The organism is Kitasatospora sp. NPDC059646 (assembly GCF_042734615.1).
Taxonomy (GTDB): Bacteria; Actinomycetota; Actinomycetes; order Streptomycetales; family Streptomycetaceae; genus Kitasatospora.
The window spans coordinates 61,257-79,936 of sequence record NZ_JBHWDS010000033.1 but is presented as its reverse complement, the minus strand read 5'-3'; the positions used below and the strand labels follow the sequence as shown (position 1 = coordinate 79,936).

General features: G+C 76.4%; 11 protein-coding genes. 6 read left to right on the top strand and 5 right to left on the bottom strand.

Annotation, left to right across the window (positions count from 1 at the left end):
* Positions 1-233: 233 nt before the first annotated feature.
* Positions 234-1,217, bottom strand: coding sequence for a LysR family transcriptional regulator (locus ACFV1L_RS22970; RefSeq protein WP_380368539.1), 984 nt, complete (start codon positions 1,215-1,217; stop codon positions 234-236).
* 218 nt (positions 1,218-1,435) lie between these two features.
* On the opposite strand from ACFV1L_RS22970, the gene snpA reads away from it, so the two are divergent.
* On the top strand, positions 1,436-2,062 hold the full coding sequence (gene snpA, locus ACFV1L_RS22965; RefSeq protein ID WP_380368537.1) for a snapalysin: 627 nt from the start codon (positions 1,436-1,438) through the stop codon (positions 2,060-2,062).
* 121 nt (positions 2,063-2,183) lie between these two features.
* Here snpA and ACFV1L_RS22960 read toward each other — a convergent pair whose 3' ends face one another.
* Positions 2,184-3,029 (bottom strand): universal stress protein, encoded by an 846-nt coding sequence (locus ACFV1L_RS22960; protein WP_380368535.1) that lies wholly within the window; start codon positions 3,027-3,029, stop codon positions 2,184-2,186.
* A gap of 289 nt (positions 3,030-3,318) precedes the next feature.
* Here ACFV1L_RS22960 and ACFV1L_RS22955 point away from each other — a divergent pair, with 289 nt between their 5' ends.
* From ACFV1L_RS22955 to mgtA, 4 genes are all read left to right on the top strand, one after another.
* Positions 3,319-4,182: a universal stress protein gene (locus ACFV1L_RS22955; protein WP_380368532.1), complete on the top strand. Its 864-nt coding sequence runs from the start codon at positions 3,319-3,321 to the stop codon at positions 4,180-4,182.
* Between the two features lie 141 nt (positions 4,183-4,323).
* Complete coding sequence (gene adhP / locus ACFV1L_RS22950) at positions 4,324-5,340, top strand: alcohol dehydrogenase AdhP (protein WP_380368531.1); 1,017 nt, start codon at positions 4,324-4,326, stop codon at positions 5,338-5,340.
* A gap of 46 nt (positions 5,341-5,386) precedes the next feature.
* Positions 5,387-5,896 carry a universal stress protein gene (locus tag ACFV1L_RS22945; RefSeq protein ID WP_380368528.1) on the top strand — a complete coding sequence of 170 codons (510 nt, stop codon included), beginning with the start codon at positions 5,387-5,389 and terminating at the stop codon, positions 5,894-5,896.
* Positions 5,897-5,928: 32 nt separating this feature from the next.
* Entirely contained in the window at positions 5,929-8,586 is a 2,658-nt protein-coding gene (gene mgtA, locus ACFV1L_RS22940) for a magnesium-translocating P-type ATPase (RefSeq protein ID WP_380368525.1), read from the top strand.
* 7 nt (positions 8,587-8,593) lie between these two features.
* On the opposite strand, the gene ACFV1L_RS22935 is transcribed toward mgtA, so the two are convergent.
* The 3 genes from ACFV1L_RS22935 to ACFV1L_RS22925 form a co-directional block, all read right to left on the bottom strand.
* Positions 8,594-9,271, bottom strand: coding sequence for a response regulator (locus ACFV1L_RS22935; RefSeq protein ID WP_380368523.1), 678 nt, complete (start codon positions 9,269-9,271; stop codon positions 8,594-8,596).
* A 40-nt stretch (positions 9,272-9,311) separates the two neighbouring features.
* The gene (locus ACFV1L_RS22930; protein ID WP_380368521.1) at positions 9,312-10,541 is read right to left on the bottom strand and encodes a sensor histidine kinase; all 1,230 of its coding nucleotides are present in this window, start codon (positions 10,539-10,541) and stop codon (positions 9,312-9,314) included.
* A gap of 128 nt (positions 10,542-10,669) precedes the next feature.
* On the bottom strand, positions 10,670-12,871 hold the full coding sequence (locus ACFV1L_RS22925) for an MMPL family transporter (RefSeq protein WP_380368518.1): 2,202 nt from the start codon (positions 12,869-12,871) through the stop codon (positions 10,670-10,672).
* A 367-nt stretch (positions 12,872-13,238) separates the two neighbouring features.
* Between ACFV1L_RS22925 and ACFV1L_RS22920 the strand changes: the two genes are divergently transcribed.
* Positions 13,239-18,590 carry a sacsin N-terminal ATP-binding-like domain-containing protein gene (locus ACFV1L_RS22920; protein WP_380368541.1) on the top strand — a complete coding sequence of 1,784 codons (5,352 nt, stop codon included), beginning with the start codon at positions 13,239-13,241 and terminating at the stop codon, positions 18,588-18,590.
* The last annotated feature ends 90 nt before the right edge of the window (positions 18,591-18,680 follow it).

Below are 18,680 nucleotides of genomic sequence, written 5' to 3'. Positions count from 1 at the left end.
CGTTTCGCCCCGGCCGCACGGCCGTCGAGGCCCCGGGGAGCATCGGCCCGGACATCCGAAAGCTGCTGCGGCCGGGCGCCCCGGCGGTCCGGTCGGGCCGCCGGCAGCGCCCGCACGTTCGGACGCCGACCACGGCGACGGGCGGCGTGCCCAGTTGCCCGGCCGCCGGCGGTCTTCTCGGATGCGCCGCCCCGGAAGCGAGGCCGTGGCGGCCGGCCCCGGCGGGGCGGGGGTCAGGTCGGCCGGGCGGTCGGGGCGAGGAGGGTGTGCAGGGAGCGGTTGTGGCGGCGCAGCCAGGCCCGGTAGGCGGGGTTGACGCTGGCCAGGTCGAGGTAGGCCCGGCAGAGGTCGACCCAGAGGCCGTCGAGGGTCCGGCTGCCGACGGTGTCGGGGCGCCAGGTGAGCAGCAGCCGGACCGCGAGCGGGTCGCCGTGGACGGGGCGCAGGACGGTGCCGGGCCCGGGCGGCGAGGTGGGCTGGCAGGGGCGGACGGCCTCGCCGGAGGCGACGAGTTCGGCGGCGGTGGCGTTGTCCCGGACCTGGACGACGTGCGGGTCGAGTCCGGCGTCGGCGAAGACCCGCCGCAGGGCGGCGTACTCGTGGTCGGCGGTCGGGTCGACCATCCAGGTGTCGTGGGCGAGGTCGGCGAGGGTGACGACCGGTCGGCCGGCGGCGGGGTGGGTCTCGGCGAGGGCGACGAACTGGGGTTCGCGGGCCACCAGGACCCGCTGCTCGGTGCCGGCCGGCACGTGCAGCGGGAAGCCCTCGCTCTCGTGGACGAAGGCGATGTCGAGCTGTTCGGCGGCGACCAGGTGGATCAGGGCGATCGCCGAGATGTCGATGTGGATGGTGGTGTCGGTCTCCGGGAGCCGGTCGTGGATGCGGCGCAGCCAGGCGGCGACCGCGCGGCTGCCGACGCTGCCGATCCGCAGCGGGCGGCGGCCGGGCCCGGCGGCCTCGGCGCGGGCGGCGGCGACGAGGGCGTCCATCCCGCTGATCACGGGCCGGGCGCGGGAGAGCACCGAGTGGCCGAGGGCGGTGGGGCGGCTGCCGGTCCGTTCGCGGGTGAACAGCCGCCCGCCGACGGTCCGTTCGATGCGGTGCAGCTGGGTGGTCAGCGATGGCTGGGTCATGCCGAGTCGACGGGCGGCCATGCGGACGCTGCCGGTGTCCGCGATCGCGCACAGCACCCGCAGGTGTCGGACGTCGAGCTCCATCACGGGAGCATAGCCAGCACCCCCGCCGACTGCCAAGAGCATGTCAAAAGCGGTCAATGCTCCGTCAACTCGCGCCTCGCGCAAGGGCATTGATCCGGGCTATCGCCGATTGCCATCTCCGCACCCCGCCCGCCCTGCCCCAAGCTCGGTGCAACACCTCGTCACCGCGTCCCGGACGGCCTCCCCACGGCCCCGGGACCCGCGAATGGAGTCCCCACATGAACCGCTCCATGACCGTGCTCGCCGCCGCCCTCGGGCTCGTCCTCGCCGCCGGCACCGCCGCGGTGCCCGCCGCCGCGGCCACCGTCCAGGGCTACACCCCGTCCGCGGGCGTCGCCGCCAACTCCTCCGAGGACGCCAACAACAAGGCGTTCTACGAGGCCGTGATGAAGTCGGCCCGGGCCAAGCAGGCCGCCAACCCCTACCTGCTGGCCGTCACCGTCACCTACGACGCCAGCCAGGCCCCGACCTTCCGCACCGTCATATCCCAGAGCGCGCAGATCTGGAACTCCTCGGTCACCAACGTCCAGCTCCGCTCCGGCACCAACGCCGACTTCCGCTACTACGAGGGCAGCGACTCCCGCGGCTCCTACGCCTCCACCGACGGCCACGGGCGCGGCTACATCTTCCTCGACTACGCGCAGAACCAGCAGTACAGCTCGCTGCGCGTCACCGCCCACGAGACCGGGCACGTGCTCGGCCTGCCCGACCACTACACCGGCCCGTGCAGCGAGCTGATGTCCGGCGGCGGCCCCGGCACCTCCTGCACCAACCCGTACCCGAACACCACCGAGCGGAGCCGGGTCAACAGCCTCTGGGCGTTCGGCCTCGCCACCGCCGGCTGATCCCGGCACCGGGCGGGCCCGAGCCCGGACCGCGGAACCCCCGTCGGCCGCTCCCGGCCGGCGGGGGTTCCGCGCCGACGGCAGGCGACAGCGCCTGCCGTTGTCGGCGTCGGCGTCGGCGTCAGTCGTGCGGGACGACGACCACCGGCGACTGGGCGTGCTGGACGACCGCGTGCGCGACCGGGCCGAGCCGGCGCCGACGGCGGCCGACCACCACCAGGCCGGCGCCGGCGGAGGCCGCCACGACCGCCCCGGCCGCGCCGCCGACCCGGCTGTCCGCCACCACCGCCACCCCCGGGTACTTGGCCCGCCACACGTCGAGCGCCCGGTCGAGCAGCCCGGCCTCCAGGACGCGGAACTGCTCCGCCTCGGCCTCCGGCGCCACCCAGCCCGCGTAGCCCCAGACCGGCGGCGGAGTCCACCCGTGCACCGCGCGCAGCACCGCGCCGCGGGCCGCGGCCTGCCCGAACGCGAAGTCCATGACCCGGTCCGCCGGCTCGTGGGCGTCGACCGCCACCACCACTTCCGCGGCACCCGCCCCGTCCGACTGCCCGGCCCGCACCAGCACCACCGGAACCTCGCAGCGCGCCGCCGCGTAGAGGCCCACCGACCCCACCAGCAGCCCCTCGAAGCCGCCCAGCCCCAGCGAGCCGACCACCAGCAACTCGGCCTCCGCCGCGGCCTCGACCAGCGAGGCGGCCGGCTCGCGGCCGGTCAGGAAGCCGCTGTGCACCTCCAGCCCGGGCCGGGACTCCCGCACCCGCCGCGCGGTGTCGGCCAGCGTGCGCTCCGCCAGGGTGCGCACGGACGCCGACCGGTCGGGATCGACGTGCAGGTCGTCCTCCCAGGTCCAGGCGTGCACCAGGCGCAGGGCGTGGCCGCCGCGCAGTGCCTCGTCGGCCGCCCAGTCGACCGCGGCGTCGCTCTCTGCCGAACCGTCCGTGCCGGCCAGAACGAACGTGCTCATGGCGTCTCCCTGCTCTCCACTGTCGGGCGGCCCGGGTACGGTCGCCGGGCCTGCCACCAGCCTCGCGGGGCACGCGCCCGGGACCCAGGGCCCGCCGGGCCCGTCCGCGGGGCCCAAGGTCCCGGAACGCCGGACCGCCGCAGGGCCGGGTCCGCCCGGGGCGGGACCTTCGGGACCGGGCGAGGGCTGCCCGGCCCCTGCCCGGCGACCCCCGGCGGGGACGACGCTGCTCGGTGTACGAGCCGGGCGCACCGCCGCCCGGACCACCCGCACCCCTTGGAGGTTCCCCATGTGCGATTCCGTCGTGGCCGGTGTCGACGGCTCGGAGGAGAGCGCCGCAGCGGCCCGCTGGGCGGCGGCCGACGCGCTGCGGCGCGGCGTCGCCCTCCGGCTGGTGCACGTCGCGCCGCCGTCGGGCGGCGCCCTCGGGCAGCACGGGCCGGCCGGGCGGCAGCCCGGGCCCGTGGCCGCACTGCGGGACGAACTCGCCCTCGCCATGCCGGAGTTGGACGTCACCTGGGAGACGGTCCCCGGCGAGCCGTGGTCCGTGCTGTCCGCCGTCGGCGAGAAGCAGGGGCTGCTCGTCCTCGGCACCGGGGGAGCGGGCCGGGTCGCCGGGCGGCTGCTCGGCTCGGTCGCGCTGCGCACGGCCGCGGAGGCGCGGTGCCCCGTCGTCCTGGTGCCGGAGGGCGCCACCGCCCCCGACGGCCCGGGGGAGGTCGTGGTCGGCGTGCGGGCGGAGCGGCCGTCCGGCGCCGTGCTGCGGTTCGCCTTCGAGGACGCCGCCCGGCGCGGCGCCGTACTGCGGGCCCTGGAGGGCGGCGCCGAGCCGCACGGGCCGCTGCGGACCGACGCCCCGCTCGAACCGCAGGAGATCCGGCGGGCCCTGGTCGAGGCGGAGACGGTCCGCCTGCAGGACGCGCTGGCCCCCTGGCAGCAGCAGTTCTCCGCGGTGCGCACCGTCGCGGAGGCGACCGGATGGGGCGCGTCCCGGGCCCTGCTGGAGGCGTCGCAGCGCGCCGCCCTGGTGGTCCTGGGCCGCCGCGCCCCCGCCCGGCCGATGGCCGCGCCGCACCTGGGACACCTGGCCCACACGGTCCTGCACCACGCCCGCGGCCCGGTCGCGGTCGTCCCGCACGACCCGGTGCGGTGACCGACGGCCCGCGGCCCGGGGACCTTCAGCCCGCCGCGGATGCACCGCCCGGCCCCTGCGCACGGCCGGGCCCGGGCGGTGGGATGAGGACACAGCGAAACCCGCGCGGTCGGCAGACCGCCGCAGAAGGGCAGGAACACCATGAAGGCCGCCGTCGTCCGCGACTTCACCGCACCGCTCGTCATCGAGGAGCGGCCCGTGCCGACCCCCGCACCGCACCAGGTGCTGGTCCGGCTGGAGGCCTGCGGGCTGTGCCACACCGACATCCACGCCGCCCACGGCGACTGGCCGGTCAGGCCGACCCCGCCGTTCGTCCCCGGGCACGAGGGAGTCGGCGTCGTCGAGGCGACCGGCGACCTGGTCCGGCACGTCCGGGTCGGCGAGCGGGTCGCCGTCCCGTGGCTGGCCGACGCCTGCGGCCGCTGCGACCACTGCGTGGACGGCCGGGAGACGCTCTGCCCGGCCCAGCACAACAGCGGCTACTCGGTGGACGGCGGCTACGCCGAGTACGCCGTCGCCCACGGCGACTACGTCGTCCCCGTCCCCGACGGCATCGACCCGCTGGACGCCGCCCCGCTCACCTGCGCCGGCGTCACCGCCTACAAGGCGCTCAAGGTGTCCGGCGCCCGCCCCGGCACCCGCGTCCTGGTCTCCGGCATCGGCGGCCTCGGCCACCTCGCCCTCCAGTACGCCCGGATCTTCGGCGCCGAGACCGTCGCCGTCGACGTCACCGACGACAAGCTCGCCCTCGCCCGGGAACTCGGCGCCGACCACGTCGTCGACGCCCGCACCCAGGACGTCGCCGCCGAGGTGCAGAAGCTCGGCGGGGCGGACGCCGCGATCGCCCTCGCCGTCAGCAACGACTCCTTCCGGGCCGCCTACGCCGCGCTGCGCCGCGGCGGCACCCTGGTGCTGGTCGCGCTGCCCGCCGGGGGCGAGCTGACCCTGCCGGTGTTCGACACGGTGCTGAACGGCACCAGCGTGGTCGGCTCGATCGTCGGCACCCGCCAGGACCTCGCCGAGGTGTTCGACCTGCACGCCCTCGGCCGCACCCGGGTGATCCGCGAGAGCCGCCGCCTGGACGACGTCAACGCCTGCATCACCGAGGTCCTGGACGGCAAGGTCGCCGCCCGCCTCGTCTTCGACCTGCGCGGCTGAACCGCACCGCGCACCCCGACACCCCACCGAACGGAAGGACACCACCATGAACGGGAACGGCAGCACGGCGGAGCGGCGCATCGTGGCGGGCGTGGACGGCTCGGACTCGTCCCGGGCCGCCCTGCGCTGGGCACTGCGGCAGGCCGCCCTGACCGGCGCGACCGTGGAAGCGGTGATCACCTGGGAGTACCCGGCCGTCTACGGCTGGGGCATGACCCTCACCGAAACGGACTTCACCACGGCCGCCGAACAGACCCTCGCCAAGGTCGTCGAGGAGGAGAGCGACCCGGCCCGCCCGGTCGCGATCAGCAGCCGGGTGGAGTGCGGCAACGCCGCCCGCGTCCTGCTGGACGCCGCCCGCGGCGCCGACCTCCTGGTCATCGGCAGCCGGGGCCACGGCGGCTTCACCGGTGCGCTGCTGGGCTCGGTCGGCCAGCACTGCGTCCAGCACGCCCCCTGCCCGGTCGTCGTCGTCCGGGACCCCGGGCACGATGACACCGAGCCCCGTGACACCGCCCGCGCCGAGCACGCCGACGTGCCGGCCGCCGGTCGGTGACCCGCACCTCCGACCGACAGGAGTCCCCGCCGATGCACCGGACCCCCACCCTGCCGGGCCCGGTGCAGCCGGCCCCCGGAGCCCAGGACCCCGCCACCGGGATGCCCGCCCGCCGGGCCGCCGCCCAGGACGCCGCCCGGGTGCTCGCCGGCCTGGCGACCGCCCGCACCGGACTGACCGCCGCCGAGGCCGGCCGGCGGCTCGCCGCCGCCGGCCCCAACGCGGTGCGCACCCACCGGGTGCGGGCCCTGGCGGTGCTCGGCCGACAGCTGCGCAGCGCCCTGCTGCTCCTGCTGCTGGCCGCCGCGGTGGTGTCGTACTTCTTCGGCGAACGCGCCGACGCGCTGATCATCGGCGTGATCCTGGCGCTGAGCGTCGCCCTCGGGTTCGCCAACGAGTACCGGGCCGAACGGGCCGCGCAGGCCCTGCACTCGCAGGTCCGGCACACCGCCGTGGCGCTGCGCGACGGCCGCGAGCAGGAGGTGGACGTCACCGGGCTCGTCCCCGGCGACGTGGTGCGGCTGGTCCTCGGCCAGGTGGTGCCCGCCGACGTGCGGGTGCTGCAGAGCACCGGCCTCCAGTGCGACGAGAGCATCCTCACCGGCGAGTCCGCCCCGGTCGACAAGGACCCGGCGGCCGTGGCCGGCGAACCGGAGCTGGCGGAGCTGTCGAGCTGCGCGCTGATGGGCACCGTGGTGCACGCGGGCGGCGGCACCGGCGTGGTGGTCGCCACCGGCGGGCGCGCCGAGTTCGGCCGGATCGCGCTCGGCCTCGGCGACCGGCAGCCGGAGACCGCGTTCCAGATCGGCCTGCGCCGGTTCTCCGTCCTGCTGCTGAAGGTCGCCGGCGTCCTCACCACCGGCATCTTCGTGATCAACACGGTGCTGCACCGGCCGCTGCTGGACGCCCTGCTGTTCTCGCTGGCCATCGCGGTCGGGATCACCCCGCAGCTGCTGCCCGCCGTGGTCAGCACCAGCCTGGCGGCGGGCTCCCGCAGCCTCGCCCGCCGCAAGGTCCTGGTCAAGCGCCTGGTGTGCATCGAGGACCTCGGCGACATGGACATCCTGGTGACCGACAAGACCGGCACCCTCACCGAGGGCCGGATCACCTTCGAGAGCGCCCTCGACCCCGCCGGCGTCCCCGGCGACGAGGTGCTGCGGCTCGGCCTGCTCGCCACCGAAGGGGACCTGGACGGCGACCACCTCGGCGACAACCCGCTGGACACCGCCCTCTGGCAGGCCCCGGGCGCCGCCGCCCTGACCGCCGGGCACCGGCGGCTGGCCGGCCTCCCCTTCGACCACGAGCGCCGGCTCTCCTCCGCCCTCCTGCAACGGCCCGACGGCACCCGGGTCCTGGTCACCAAGGGCGCGCCGGAGACCGTGCTCGCCCGCTGCGACGCCGTCCCCGCCGGCGCCGGGCCCGTCCTGGCCGGGCTGTTCGCCGCCGGCCACCGGGTCGTCGCGGTGGCCGCCAAGGACGCCGGCGGCGCGGACGCGATCGCCGCGGACGACGAGACCGGACTGCGCCTGGCCGGGTTCCTGGCCTTCCGCGACCCGCCCAAGCAGGGCGCCGCCGAGTCGCTGCGCCGGCTCGCCGACCTCGGCATCACCGTCAAGGTCTGCACCGGCGACAACCCGGTGGTGGCCGAGAAGGTCTGCGCCGACCTCGGACTGCCCGCCGGGAACACCCTCACCGGCCGGGACGTCGCCGCCCTGAGCGACGAGCAGCTCGCCGAGGCCGCCGCCCGCGCCACCGTCTTCGCCCGGGTCTCCCCGGACGACAAGGCCCGCGTGGTGCGCGCCCTGCGCGGCAGCGGCCGGGCCGTGGGCTTCCTCGGCGACGGCGTCAACGACGCGCTGGCCCTGCACGCCGCCGACATCGGCGTCTCCGTGGACAGCGCCACCGACGTCGCCAAGGACGCCGCCGACGCCGTCCTGCTGGAGAAGGACCTCGGGGTGCTCGCCGAGGGCGTCGCCGAAGGCCGCCGGATCTTCGCCAACACGATCAAGTACGTGCTGATGGGCACCTCCAGCAACTTCGGCAACATGTTCAGCGCCGCCGGCGCGTCACTGGTGCTGCCGTTCCTGCCGATGCTCCCGTCGCAGATCCTGCTCAACAACCTCCTCTACGACGCCGGCCAGCTCACCATCCCCACCGACCGGGTCGACCAGGAGCAGCTGCGCGCCCCCTCGCACTGGGACATCGGCTTCATCCGGCGCTTCATGCTGTGCTTCGGCCCGGTCAGCTCGCTGTTCGACTTCCTCACCTTCTGGGTGATGCTCGGCGTCTTCCACGCCGGGCCGGAGCTGTTCCGCTCCGGCTGGTTCGTGGAGTCCCTCGCCACCCAGACCCTGGTGATCTTCGCCATCCGCACCCGCCGGGTGCCGTTCCTGCGCAGCCGCCCGAGCGTCCCGCTGCTGGCCGCGTCGCTCGGCGTGGTGGCCGTGGGCGTCGCGCTGCCGTTCTCGCCGCTGGCCGGGACGCTGGGGTTCACCGCCCTGCCGCCGGCGTTCTTCCTGGCCCTGGTGGCGATGGTCGTCGTCTACCTGGTGCTGATCGAGGGCGTCAAGCGGTGGTTCTTCTCCCGGCCCGCCGTCCAGCGGGTGCCGCACGTCCCCCGGCGCCGGCAGCAGGCGCACCGCATCCACCGCCGGGCCAGCCGGTTCAGCCACCCCGGCCCGCTGTCCTGAGCCGGGGTCAGGCGGGCGGCCCCGGCGGGACCAGCCCGCACTGGTAGGCCAGCGCGACCAGTTGGGCGCGGTCGCGGACGTCCAGCTTGGCCATCGCCCGGTGGATGTGGGTGCGGACGGTGAACGGGCTGACGACGAACCGCGCGGCGATCTCCTCGTTGGCCAGACCGGTCGCGGCCAGCGCCATCACCTCGCGCTCGCGGGCGGTCAGCACGTCCAGCCGCGCGGCGGCGGCGGGCTCGGCGACCGGACCCGGCCGGGCCAGGAAGCGGTCGATCACCGCGCGGGTCGCGGCCGGCGAGAGCAGGGCGTCGCCCGCCGCCACCGTGCGGACCGCGGCGAGCAGCTCCGCCGGGGCCGCGCCCTTGCCGAGGAAGCCGTCGGCGCCCGCGCGCAGCGCACTGGCGACGTACTCGTCGATCTCGAACGTGGTCAGGATCAGCACCCGGGTGCCGGCCAGCTCCTCGCTGCCGCAGATCTCGGCGGTCGCGGCCAGGCCGTCGCCGCCCGGCATCCGGATGTCCATCAGGACCAGGTCGGGCCGGGTGGCGAGGGCGCACTCGACCGCCTCCCGGCCGTTGGAGGCCTCGCCGACCACCTCCATGTCCTCCTCGGCGTCGATCAGCATCCGGAAGGCGCCGCGCAGCAGGGCCTGGTCGTCGGCGAGCAGCACGCGGATGGTCATCGGCGGGAGTCCTGGTCGTCGGCGGGCAGCACGCGGACGGTCATCGGCGGGAGTCCTTGTCGTCGGGGTCGGCGAGGGCGGGGGCGTCGCGGCTGCCGGTGCGCAGCGGCAGGTCGGCGGTGACCAGGAAGCCGCCGTCCGGTCGGCGGTCCGCGCTGAGCCGCCCGCCGACCGCGCCCGCCCGCTCGCGCATGCCGATCAGGCCGAAGCCGCCGGGGCCGCCGTCCCGGTGCGGCGCGGCCGGCAGCGGGCGGCCGGTCGTCCGCCCGTTGGCGACGGCCAGGGCGATCCGGCTGCCGGTGTACGCGAGGGTGACGTCGGCCTCGGCGCCGCGGGCGTGCTTGGCGACGTTGGTCAGCGCCTCCTGCACGATCCGGAACGCCGTCAGGTCGACGCCGGGGGAGAGCGGACGGGGCTCGCCCGTGACGGTCAGCCGGACCGGCAGGCCCGCCTGCTCGAAGGCGTTGACCAGGTCCGGCAGCCGGTCGAGGCCGGGGGCGGGCTCCAGCGGGGCGGGCTCCTCGGCCCGGCGCAGCAGGCCGACGGTGGCGCGCAGTTCCTGGAGGGCCGCGCCGGTCGCCTCGGTGAGGTGGCTGAGCACTTCGCGCGCCCGGTCCGGGTGCCGGTCCATCAGGTGGACGGCGATGCCGGCCTGGGCGTTGGCGAGGGCGATGTGGTGGGCGACCACGTCGTGCAGGTCGCGGGCGATCCGGATGCGCTCGTCGGCGACCCGGCGGCGGGCCTCCTCCTCGCGGGTGCGTTCGGCGCGTTCGGCGCGCCGCTCGATCGCGGCGAGTTGGGCGCGCCGGTTGCGGACCGAGTCGCCGAGCGCCCCGGGCAGCAGCACCCAGGCGAGGACGCCGATCCGCTCGCCGATCGGACCGTCCGGGCCGAACACCAGCGAGACCGCGGTGAGCAGGACGGCCGCGACGACCGAGGCGCGCATCGAGGTGGTGCGGTCGGTGCGGACGGCCAGGAAGTAGAGGGCCGCCAGCAGCGGCCAGGCCAGCGCGACGGTGAGCCGCACGCCGGTCGCGGCGAGCGCCGTCGTGCACACCAGCGTCACGGCGACCACCGTCCGCGGGTGGCGGCGGTGCAGGAAGACGCAGGCCGTCGAGGCGGCGGTGAGCAGCACGGTGAGCACGCCGGGTGTGGCGCTGTGCTGGTCCACGTAGATCCCCTGGGCCACGATCGCCAGTAGCGCGACGCCGCCCGCCGCGTCCAGCAGCCGGGGGTGGTCGCGGCGCAGGCGCTGCCACAGGTCGGTCATCACGGGGCCCTGGTTCTCGTAGCGGAGGGGTGCGGCGGCGGGACCGCCCGGCTGGGGCGGTCCCGCCCTGCAACGGTAACGGTCCGGGCCCGAACGACCGTCCGGGCCCGGAGCGCCGGTGGCGCGGGTCAGACGGCGACGGGCTCCCGGTCCCCGAGCGGGTCGGCCGCGGCCTGCTGCAGCTTGCTGCCCTCGACGTCGATGTCCGGCAGGACCCGGTCGAGGCCCTTCGGCAGCCACCAGGCGCGGCGGCCGAGCAGCGCCAGCACGGCCGGGACCAGGGCCATCCGGACCGCGAAGGCGTCGAACGCGACGGCCGCGGCCAGGCCCAGGCCCATCATCTTGATCATCGGCTCGTCCATGCCGATGAAGCCGGCGAACACCGCGATCATGATCAGCGCGGCGGCGGTGACCACCCGGGCGTTGTGCCGGAAGCCGGTGACGACCGCCTCGGCCGGGCTCTCGCCGTGCACGTACGCCTCGCGGATCCGGGTGACCAGGAACACCTCGTAGTCCATGGCCAGGCCGAACACCACGCCGATCATGAAGATCGGCATCATGCTCATCACCGGACCGGTCTGGTCGACGCCGATCAGGTCCGCCAGCCAGCCCCACTGGAAGATCGCGACCACGGCGCCGAGCGCCGCCGCCACCGAGAACAGGAAGCCGAGCGCGGCCTTCAGCGGGACCAGCACCGACCGGAACACCAGCAGCAGCAGGACGACCGCCAGGCCGACCACCAGCGCGAGGTAGGGCAGCAGCGCGTCGCTGAGCTTCTGCGACACGTCGATGTTCATCGCGGTAGTGCCGGTGACCAGCACGGTCGCGCCGCTGCCGGCCTTCAGGGCGGCCGCCTCGCCGCGGATGCTCTTCACCAGGTCGGTGGTCGCCGCCTCGGCCGGGCCGGTCGCCGGGACGGCGTTGACCAGGGCGGTGTCCCCGGCCGGGTTGAACACCGGCGGGGTGACCGCGACCACGCCGGGAACGCCGTGGATCGTCTCGACGACCCGGTCGGCGGCGGCCTTCGGGTTCGGCGTGCCCTTGGCGTCGACCAGCACGGTCAGCGGTCCGTTGAAGCCCGGCCCGAAGCCGTCGGACAGCAGGTCGTAGGCGCGGCGCTCGGTGCTGGAGGTCGGCTTCGCCTCGTCGCCCGGCAGGCCCAGCCGCAGGTCCAGCGCGGGCGCGGCGAGCACGCCCAGGCCGACCACGCCGCCGATCAGCACCAGCAGCGGACGGCGCAGCACCCAGCGGGCCCAGCGGGTGCCGCCGTTGTCGCCGGCTGCCCGGCGGGCGCCGCCCGGGGCGGCCTTGCGCGCCTTGCGGGGCAGCACCCGGCGGCCGATGAAGCCGAGCAGCGCGGGCACCAGGGTCAGCGCCACCAGCACGGCGATCACCACCGTCCCGGCCGCGGCCAGGCCCATCTTGGACAGGATCGGGATGCCCACCACCGACAGGCCGGCCAGCGCGATCACCACGGTCAGGCCGGCGAACACGACCGCCGAACCCGCCGTGCCCACCGCCCGCCCGGCCGCCTCGCGCAGGTCCCGGCCCTCGGCGAGCTCGGCCCGGTACCGCGAGACGATGAACACCGCGTAGTCGATGCCGACCGCCAGGCCGAGCATCATCGCCAGCGTGCCGGTGGTGCCGGACAGGCCGAGCGTGCTGCCCAGCGCCGTGATCAGCGCCATGCCCAGGCCGACGCCGACCACGGCCGTCAGGAGCGGCAGGCCCGCGGCGACCAGCGAACCGAAGGTGACGACCAGCACGACGGCGGACAGCGCCATGCCGATCGCCTCGCTGCTGCCGCCCGTCTCGCCGTGGGCGGCCAGCGCCGTGCCGCCCATCTCGACCTTCAGCCCGGCGTCCCGGCCGTGCTGCGCGGCCTGCTCCAGGGCGGCGGTGGCGTCGTGCGACAGCTCGCCGCCCTTGGCCGAGTAGCTGACCGTGGCGTACGCGGTGGTGCCGTCCTGGGAGACGGTGTGCGCCTGGAACGGGTCGACCGCGGAGGTGACCTGGGCGGCGTGCGCCAGCTCGCCGACCGTCTGCTGCACGGCCTGCCGGTTCGCGTCCGCGGTGATCTTCTGGCCGTCCGGCGCGACGAACACGATCCGGGCCTGCGCGCCGTCCGCGTGGCCGCCGGGGAAGCGCTCGTTCATCAGGTCGAAGGCCCGCTGCGCCTCCGTGCCGGGCATCGCGAAGCCGTCGTCGGGCGCGGCGGGCGCCTTGGCGGCCAGCACTCCGGCGACGGCCAGCACGGCGACCCAGAGCAGGGTCACCGGCTTGCGCCGGTCGAAGGCCCATCGGCCCAGGCGGTACAGGAACGTGGCCACGGGAGAGCGGCCTCCTTCGGGTTCGGTGCACGGTCGTGGAACACGCCGGGGCGGCCCCGCGCCGGCTCCGGCGCGGTCCGCCCGCAGCATCTCCCATCCTTCGCGGCCGACCCCGCCCGCGTCGTCGTCCCGGTGCAGGCAGCCGCGTACTGCATCCGCAGTACGGTCCGGGGGCCGTCGCGCCCGCCGGTCGCGGCGGGCGTCCGCCCGGCGGCGGCCGGGCCGGCCTCCCCGTAGCGCCGCGGCGCGGAGACCGACCGCGCCGTCGACGCAGGGTCAGGACGGGCCTGTCGGACGTCCCGGCTAGCGTGGGGCCGGGCCTCCGCGGGCGGGGCCCCGGGGATCGCGGGAGGGCGGCGTCTTGCCGGTGCACGGTGTGGAGGGGCGTCCGGACGGCCGGCACGCGCGCGAACTGCGGACGTACAGCGAGACCGTGCTCCGCGAGTGGCAGGGGACGCCCACCTGGCGGCCGGGCCAACAGCTGCGCGCCGTCTCGCTGATGAGCTCCCGGGACTACGCCGGCCGGTTCCTGCTCGAACTCCTGCAGAACGGCCACGACGCGCACCCCGCCGACCGCACCGACGGCCGGGTGCACGTCCTGCTGGACGAGCGGGAGGGGCCGCACGGCACGCTGTACGTCGCCAACGCCGGCCGCCTGTTCGGCCGGGAGCAGGTCGAGCGGGTGTGCAAGCTCGCGCAGAGCGACAAGCGGGTCGGCGACGGCATCGGCAACAAGGGCCTCGGCTTCCGCAGCGTGCTGGAGATCACCGACTCGCCCGAGATCTACAGCGACGACCGGAGCGACGGCCCGGCCGGACGCCTCGACGGCTACCGGTTCCGCTTCGCCACCCCCGACGACCTGCGGACCCTGCTGGGCGACGAAGCCCTCGCCGCCCAGGCCGAGCGCGAGTTCCCGCCGCTCCAACTCCCCTTCCCCATCGACGAACTCCCGCCCACCTGCCGCGAGTTGGGCGAAGCAGGCCACGTCACCGCGATCCGCCTGGAGCTGCGCGGCACCATCGCCCGGGAGCAGGCGGCCCGGCGGCTGAAGGAGCTGGCCGCCGCCAGGACGCCCGTCATGCTGTTCCTCGGACGCCTGGGCCGGCTCGTCCTGGAACACCGGAAGGCCGACGGCACCGCCGAACGCACCGAGCTGGTGCGCCACGAGGAGCCGGTCACCGGGCGGCCGCCGCAGCCGCACCCGTTCCTCGCCCCGGCGGTCTCGACGGCCCGGGTCGACCTCGGCGGCCTCGGCGAGTTCCTGGTCGCCCGCGGCTCCCTGCCCGACCGGCGGCTGCGCGACACCCTCGACACGGCCGTCGGGAACGGCAGCCTCGACGCGACCTGGCTGGACTGGCAGGAGGAGGCGGCCGTCGAGGTCGCCCTCCCGCTCGGCGACGGCGACCGGCGCGGCCAGTACTACACCTTCCTGCCGCTCGGCGAGGACGTCACCGCACCGCTGCGCGGGCACGTCAACGCGCCGTTCTTCACCAAGATGGACCGCACCGCGCTCGACCGCGAGCACCCGCTGAACGCCATGCTGCTCGACGCCCTCGCCGAAACCTGCCTGCTGGCGGCCGAGTCGTGGCGGGCCGCCGGCGGCGACCGGTACCGCCGCGCCGCCGTCGACGTCCTCGGCTGGGACGCCACCGCCCGGTCCGCCGACCTGCTGGCCACCGCCGCCCGCCGGGTGCACCGGCGCCCGTTCGCGGAGGTACCGCTCGTCCCGGTGCTGGACGGCGGCACCGCCGACGCGTGGCGCAGCCCCGGGGAAGCGGTGCTCTGGCCCGCCGACGAGCTGGTCACCCTGACCGCAGAGGCGGCCGGCGCGGCCGGCATACCCGTCGCCGACCCCGCCGTCGGCCCGGGCCGGCTGCGCCGCCTGGCGCGGATCTGCGCACAACTCAAGTGCGCACTGGAGCCCGGTCCGGGCGACCGCGCCGCGCACGTGGAACGCATCGCCGCCACCCTGCCGCTGCCGCGCCCCGGCGAGTCCGTCGAGATCTGGGACGGCCTCTACAGCGACCTCGCGGAGCTCTTCCGCCTCGACTACGGGGCCCTGCGCGGCCGCCGCCTGCTGCTCACCGACGACGGCACGCTCGGCCGGTGCAACGGCGGGGCGGCCACCGCCGCCGGCCGGGGCAGGGCCGGCGCCCGCCGCGAGGCGTTCTTCCCGCCCGCGGCGGGCGCCGACGGCGGGATCGCCGTGCCCGACGTGCTGCGCAAGCGGCTCTTCCACCTGCACCCGGCCCTGGCCTGCACGGCCGAACGCGGCGAACGCGCCCTGGCCGCCCGCCAGTTCCTGCGCTGGCACGACCTGGTGCGCCCGTTCGACCCCGAACAGCTGCTGGAGCACGTCAAGTTGGCGCTCGCCGAGAGCAACTCCCAGCGCCTGCGCTCCCAGGCCCTGCGGTTCGTCTTCCGGCTGCACCGCGCACACCCGTCCACCCGCCACCTGGTCGCGGGCCTCGGGCTGCACGTCCCCACCGCCGCCGGCCCCACCGTCCTGGCCGGGGCGGCGGTCTTCGGGGCCGGCTGGGCGGGCACCCACGGCGACGACCTGGCCGCCGTGGTGGAGGAGGGCCGACAGGTCTCCGCCGACCTGCGCTGGACGGTCGACCGGCTGCTCGCGCCGCCCTCGGAGTTCGTCGGCCGCAACGAGACCGAGGAGGAATGGCGGGCCTTCCTCAGCGCCGCCGGCGTCCGGGACGGACTGCTGCCCGTCTACTCCGGCGGGGCGACCGACCGGGCCAACGGCAACCGGCTGCACGCCACGAACCTGGTCCGGATGGCGAAGGTCTCGCCGAAGATCTCCGCCCAGTGGGCCCCGCACGTCACCAACGGGCCGCACGACGCCCAGTACCCGCAGACCCCGTACGTCGGAACTCCCGCCTGGCGACTGCCCGGACAGGACGTGGTGGCCGACTTCAGCGAACCGGGCCGGCTGGCCTACGCCCGGCTGGTGCTGCACGGGCTGTCGCACTGGGACGAGCAGAAGTTCGCCGCCCGGTGGACCCGCGACCGCTCCGGCAACCCCGACCCGCAGCACGTGCTCACCCCGCTGGCCGCGTTCGTCCGCGAACAGCCGTGGCTCCCCGTCCGCGGCCACGGCCGCGCCGGCGCGTTCGCCCGCCCGGCCGACGCCTGGCACTACCGGGGCGCACCCGAGGAGGAGCCGGGCTTCCTGCGGACCGTCGCCCGCCCGCTGCGCGGCCGACTGGACGCCGGCACCGTCCTGGAGCGGCTGCGGAGACTCGGCCTGCCCACCTGGGACCGGGCCGAGGACAGCGTCCGGATGCTCACCGAACTGGGCCGGCTGGTCGCCGCGGGCGAGCTCGGCGCGGCGGACCGGCCGGTCGCCCAGCGCGCCAACCAGCGGGCCTGGAAAGCGCTCACCGGGCTTCCCGAGGCGCACCGCACACCGCAGGCGCTGGTCCGGCGGATGCGGGGTGGGTCCCTGCTGATCGAGACCGGCCGGGGCATGGCGGCCGTCCCCGTCGACGACCTGCACGGCGGCGGTCGGCGGATCTACGTCACCGAGCGGACCGAGTCGCTGACGGTCCATCTGCTCCGCGAGACCGAGCACAGCCTGCTCGTCGTCCCCGGTGCGGCCAAGGAGGCCACCCGGCTGCTGCGGCACCTCGACCCCGAGGCCGCCCTGCTGGTCGAGGAGGCCAGGTTCGCCGTCGACGTGGACGACGGCACCGCCGCCCTCCGACAGCTCGGCCGCCCCCTGGTCGAGCAGCTGCCCTGGCTGCCGCTCGCCGTGGCCGCCCTCGCCGACCACGCCGGCGGCGGCATCCGGCCCGCCGACAGCACCCTGACCACCCTGGTCGCGGCCGTCCGCGCCGTGCGCCTGCACGGCTACCGCACCATCGCCCTCGCCTTCGACGGCCACCCGATCGACCTGCCGGAGCACCTCGCCGGAGTGCTGCCGCTCCCCGGCCGGCGCCCGCTGGTCCTCGCCCCCGCCGCCCTCGCCGACCCGCTGGACCGGACCGGCGCCGGGGCGCTGGCCGACGCCGCCGCGCAGGCCGTCCGGCAGCAGCCGTTCGCGGTCCGCCTGCGGCTGGCCGCCCACGAGCTGCGCGCCGCCCACGCCGACGTCACCGCGCCCGACGACCACGCCCTCGCGGCGGCCCTGCACCTGACGGCCGGTCAACTCCGGGAGACCCGGCAGCGCCTGGACGGCTCGATCGCCGGCCTCCTGGAACGCTGCCTGCCCGTGCTCGTCCACCTGCTCGGCGAGCAGCGGGCCCGCGAACTCACCGACCCGCCGCCCGCCGACCTCCGCGACCTGCGCACCCTGCTCGCCGCCCACGAGACCGAACTCCCGGCCGACGCCGAGAAACTGCTCGCCGCGGCCCGCACCGCCCGGGACGTCGACGACCTGCGCGCGGCCCTCGGCATCGACTTCGCCGCGTTCAACCGGACGCTGGCCGGCCTCGCCCCGCAGTACCGCCCGACCAGCCGGGCCGAGGAACACCAGGAGGCCGTCCGCCGGCACGTGGACCTGCACCGTGCCGGGCTGGTGGACCGCCTGCGGTGGGCGCACCTCGCGTGCTTCGACCGCCGCGAGCCGATACCCGGCTGGGCCGAACTGCGCTCACTGTCCTGGCTCACGGCCCCCGACGACTGGTCCCTGACGGTCGACCGGATCGACGCGGCGGGCCTGCGCGCGCACCTGGAGGCGGAGCTCACCGCCCGGCTCGGCCGCCCCGCGCCCGGCAGCGGCGACCGCCTGCCCGCGCTGGAGCCGCTGCGCGCCCGCAACGGCGCGCTGGCCCGGCGGTGCGCGGCGCCGATCGCCACACTGCTCAAGGCGGCCGGCCGGCCGGTGCCGCCGGCGCTGGCCGCGGCCGACCCCGCCCCGGAGTTCCTGGCACTGCTGGACGGCGCCGGCGCCCTGGACTTCCGGCAGCTCGACGAGACGGACTTGGTGCCCTGGCTGGCGGCCCTCGGCCAGTGGCCGGCGGGCCTGCCCGAGTCGCTGGACCCGGCGGACCACGGGCTCACCCAGGACGACCTCGACCGGGCCCGCGACAGCGCCGCGCAGGCCCGGGCCGAACGGGCCCGCCGGCAGCGGCTCATCACCTTCGACGGTGCCGAATTCGACGTCGCCGCCGGCGACTTCACCGAACTCGTGGAGGCGCTGGAACGCATGGTCGCGCAGCACCCGGGCACCGTCCGGGGCGGCCGGGGCTTCACCGTCCTCCAGGAGCCCGGGGCCCGCCGCCGCCCGGGCGCGGCCGGCCCCGCCCGGCCCGGGCGGTTCGTGGCGGCGGACCGGGGCCTGTCGGCCGCCCAGCGGGAGGCCATCGGCTTCGTCGGCGAGTGGATCGCCTACCGCTGGCTGCGCGAGAACCACCAGGCCGCCACCGAGGACAGCTGGGTGTCCGCCAACCGCCGCAACGTGTTCCCGGGCGCGCCCGGCGACGACACCCTCGGCTACGACTTCAGCGTCGGCACCGGCCGCCACCCCCTGCTCTTCGAGGTGAAGGCGACCCAGGGCGACGGCGGCGACTTCGAGTTGGGGCCCAGCGAGGTCAAGGCCGCCCAGCGCTACGCAGGCAGCGACCGCTGGCGGATCCTCGCCGTCACCCACGTCCTCGACCCCGCCGAGGTCCGGATCGACGTCCTGCCCAACCCGTACGGCCCGAGCGGCCGCGGCCGCTACCGCGAGGAGGGCGGCGCGCTGCGGTTCTCCTACCGGACCTGACCGGGCCGCTCACGGGCGGAACGCCACCTCCGGTCCGGCCGGTCGCCGTCCCTGCCCGTGCCGCGCGGGCGGGTGCCGAATCCGCCGGAT

Excerpts from the sequence above, each read along its gene's own strand:
- ACFV1L_RS22935 (WP_380368523.1), bottom strand. The coding sequence starts at position 9,271 with ATGACCATCCGCGTGCTGCTCGCCGACGACCAGGCCCTGCTGCGCGGC.
- ACFV1L_RS22960 (WP_380368535.1), bottom strand. The coding sequence starts at position 3,029 with ATGAGCACGTTCGTTCTGGCCGGCACGGACGGTTCGGCAGAGAGCGAC.
- ACFV1L_RS22945 (WP_380368528.1), top strand. The coding sequence starts at position 5,387 with ATGAACGGGAACGGCAGCACGGCGGAGCGGCGCATCGTGGCGGGCGTG.
- ACFV1L_RS22970 (WP_380368539.1), bottom strand. The coding sequence starts at position 1,217 with ATGGAGCTCGACGTCCGACACCTGCGGGTGCTGTGCGCGATCGCGGAC.
- adhP (WP_380368531.1), top strand. The coding sequence starts at position 4,324 with ATGAAGGCCGCCGTCGTCCGCGACTTCACCGCACCGCTCGTCATCGAG.
- ACFV1L_RS22955 (WP_380368532.1), top strand. The coding sequence starts at position 3,319 with ATGTGCGATTCCGTCGTGGCCGGTGTCGACGGCTCGGAGGAGAGCGCC.
- ACFV1L_RS22930 (WP_380368521.1), bottom strand. The coding sequence starts at position 10,541 with ATGACCGACCTGTGGCAGCGCCTGCGCCGCGACCACCCCCGGCTGCTG.
- mgtA (WP_380368525.1), top strand. The coding sequence starts at position 5,929 with ATGCACCGGACCCCCACCCTGCCGGGCCCGGTGCAGCCGGCCCCCGGA.
- snpA (WP_380368537.1), top strand. The coding sequence starts at position 1,436 with ATGAACCGCTCCATGACCGTGCTCGCCGCCGCCCTCGGGCTCGTCCTC.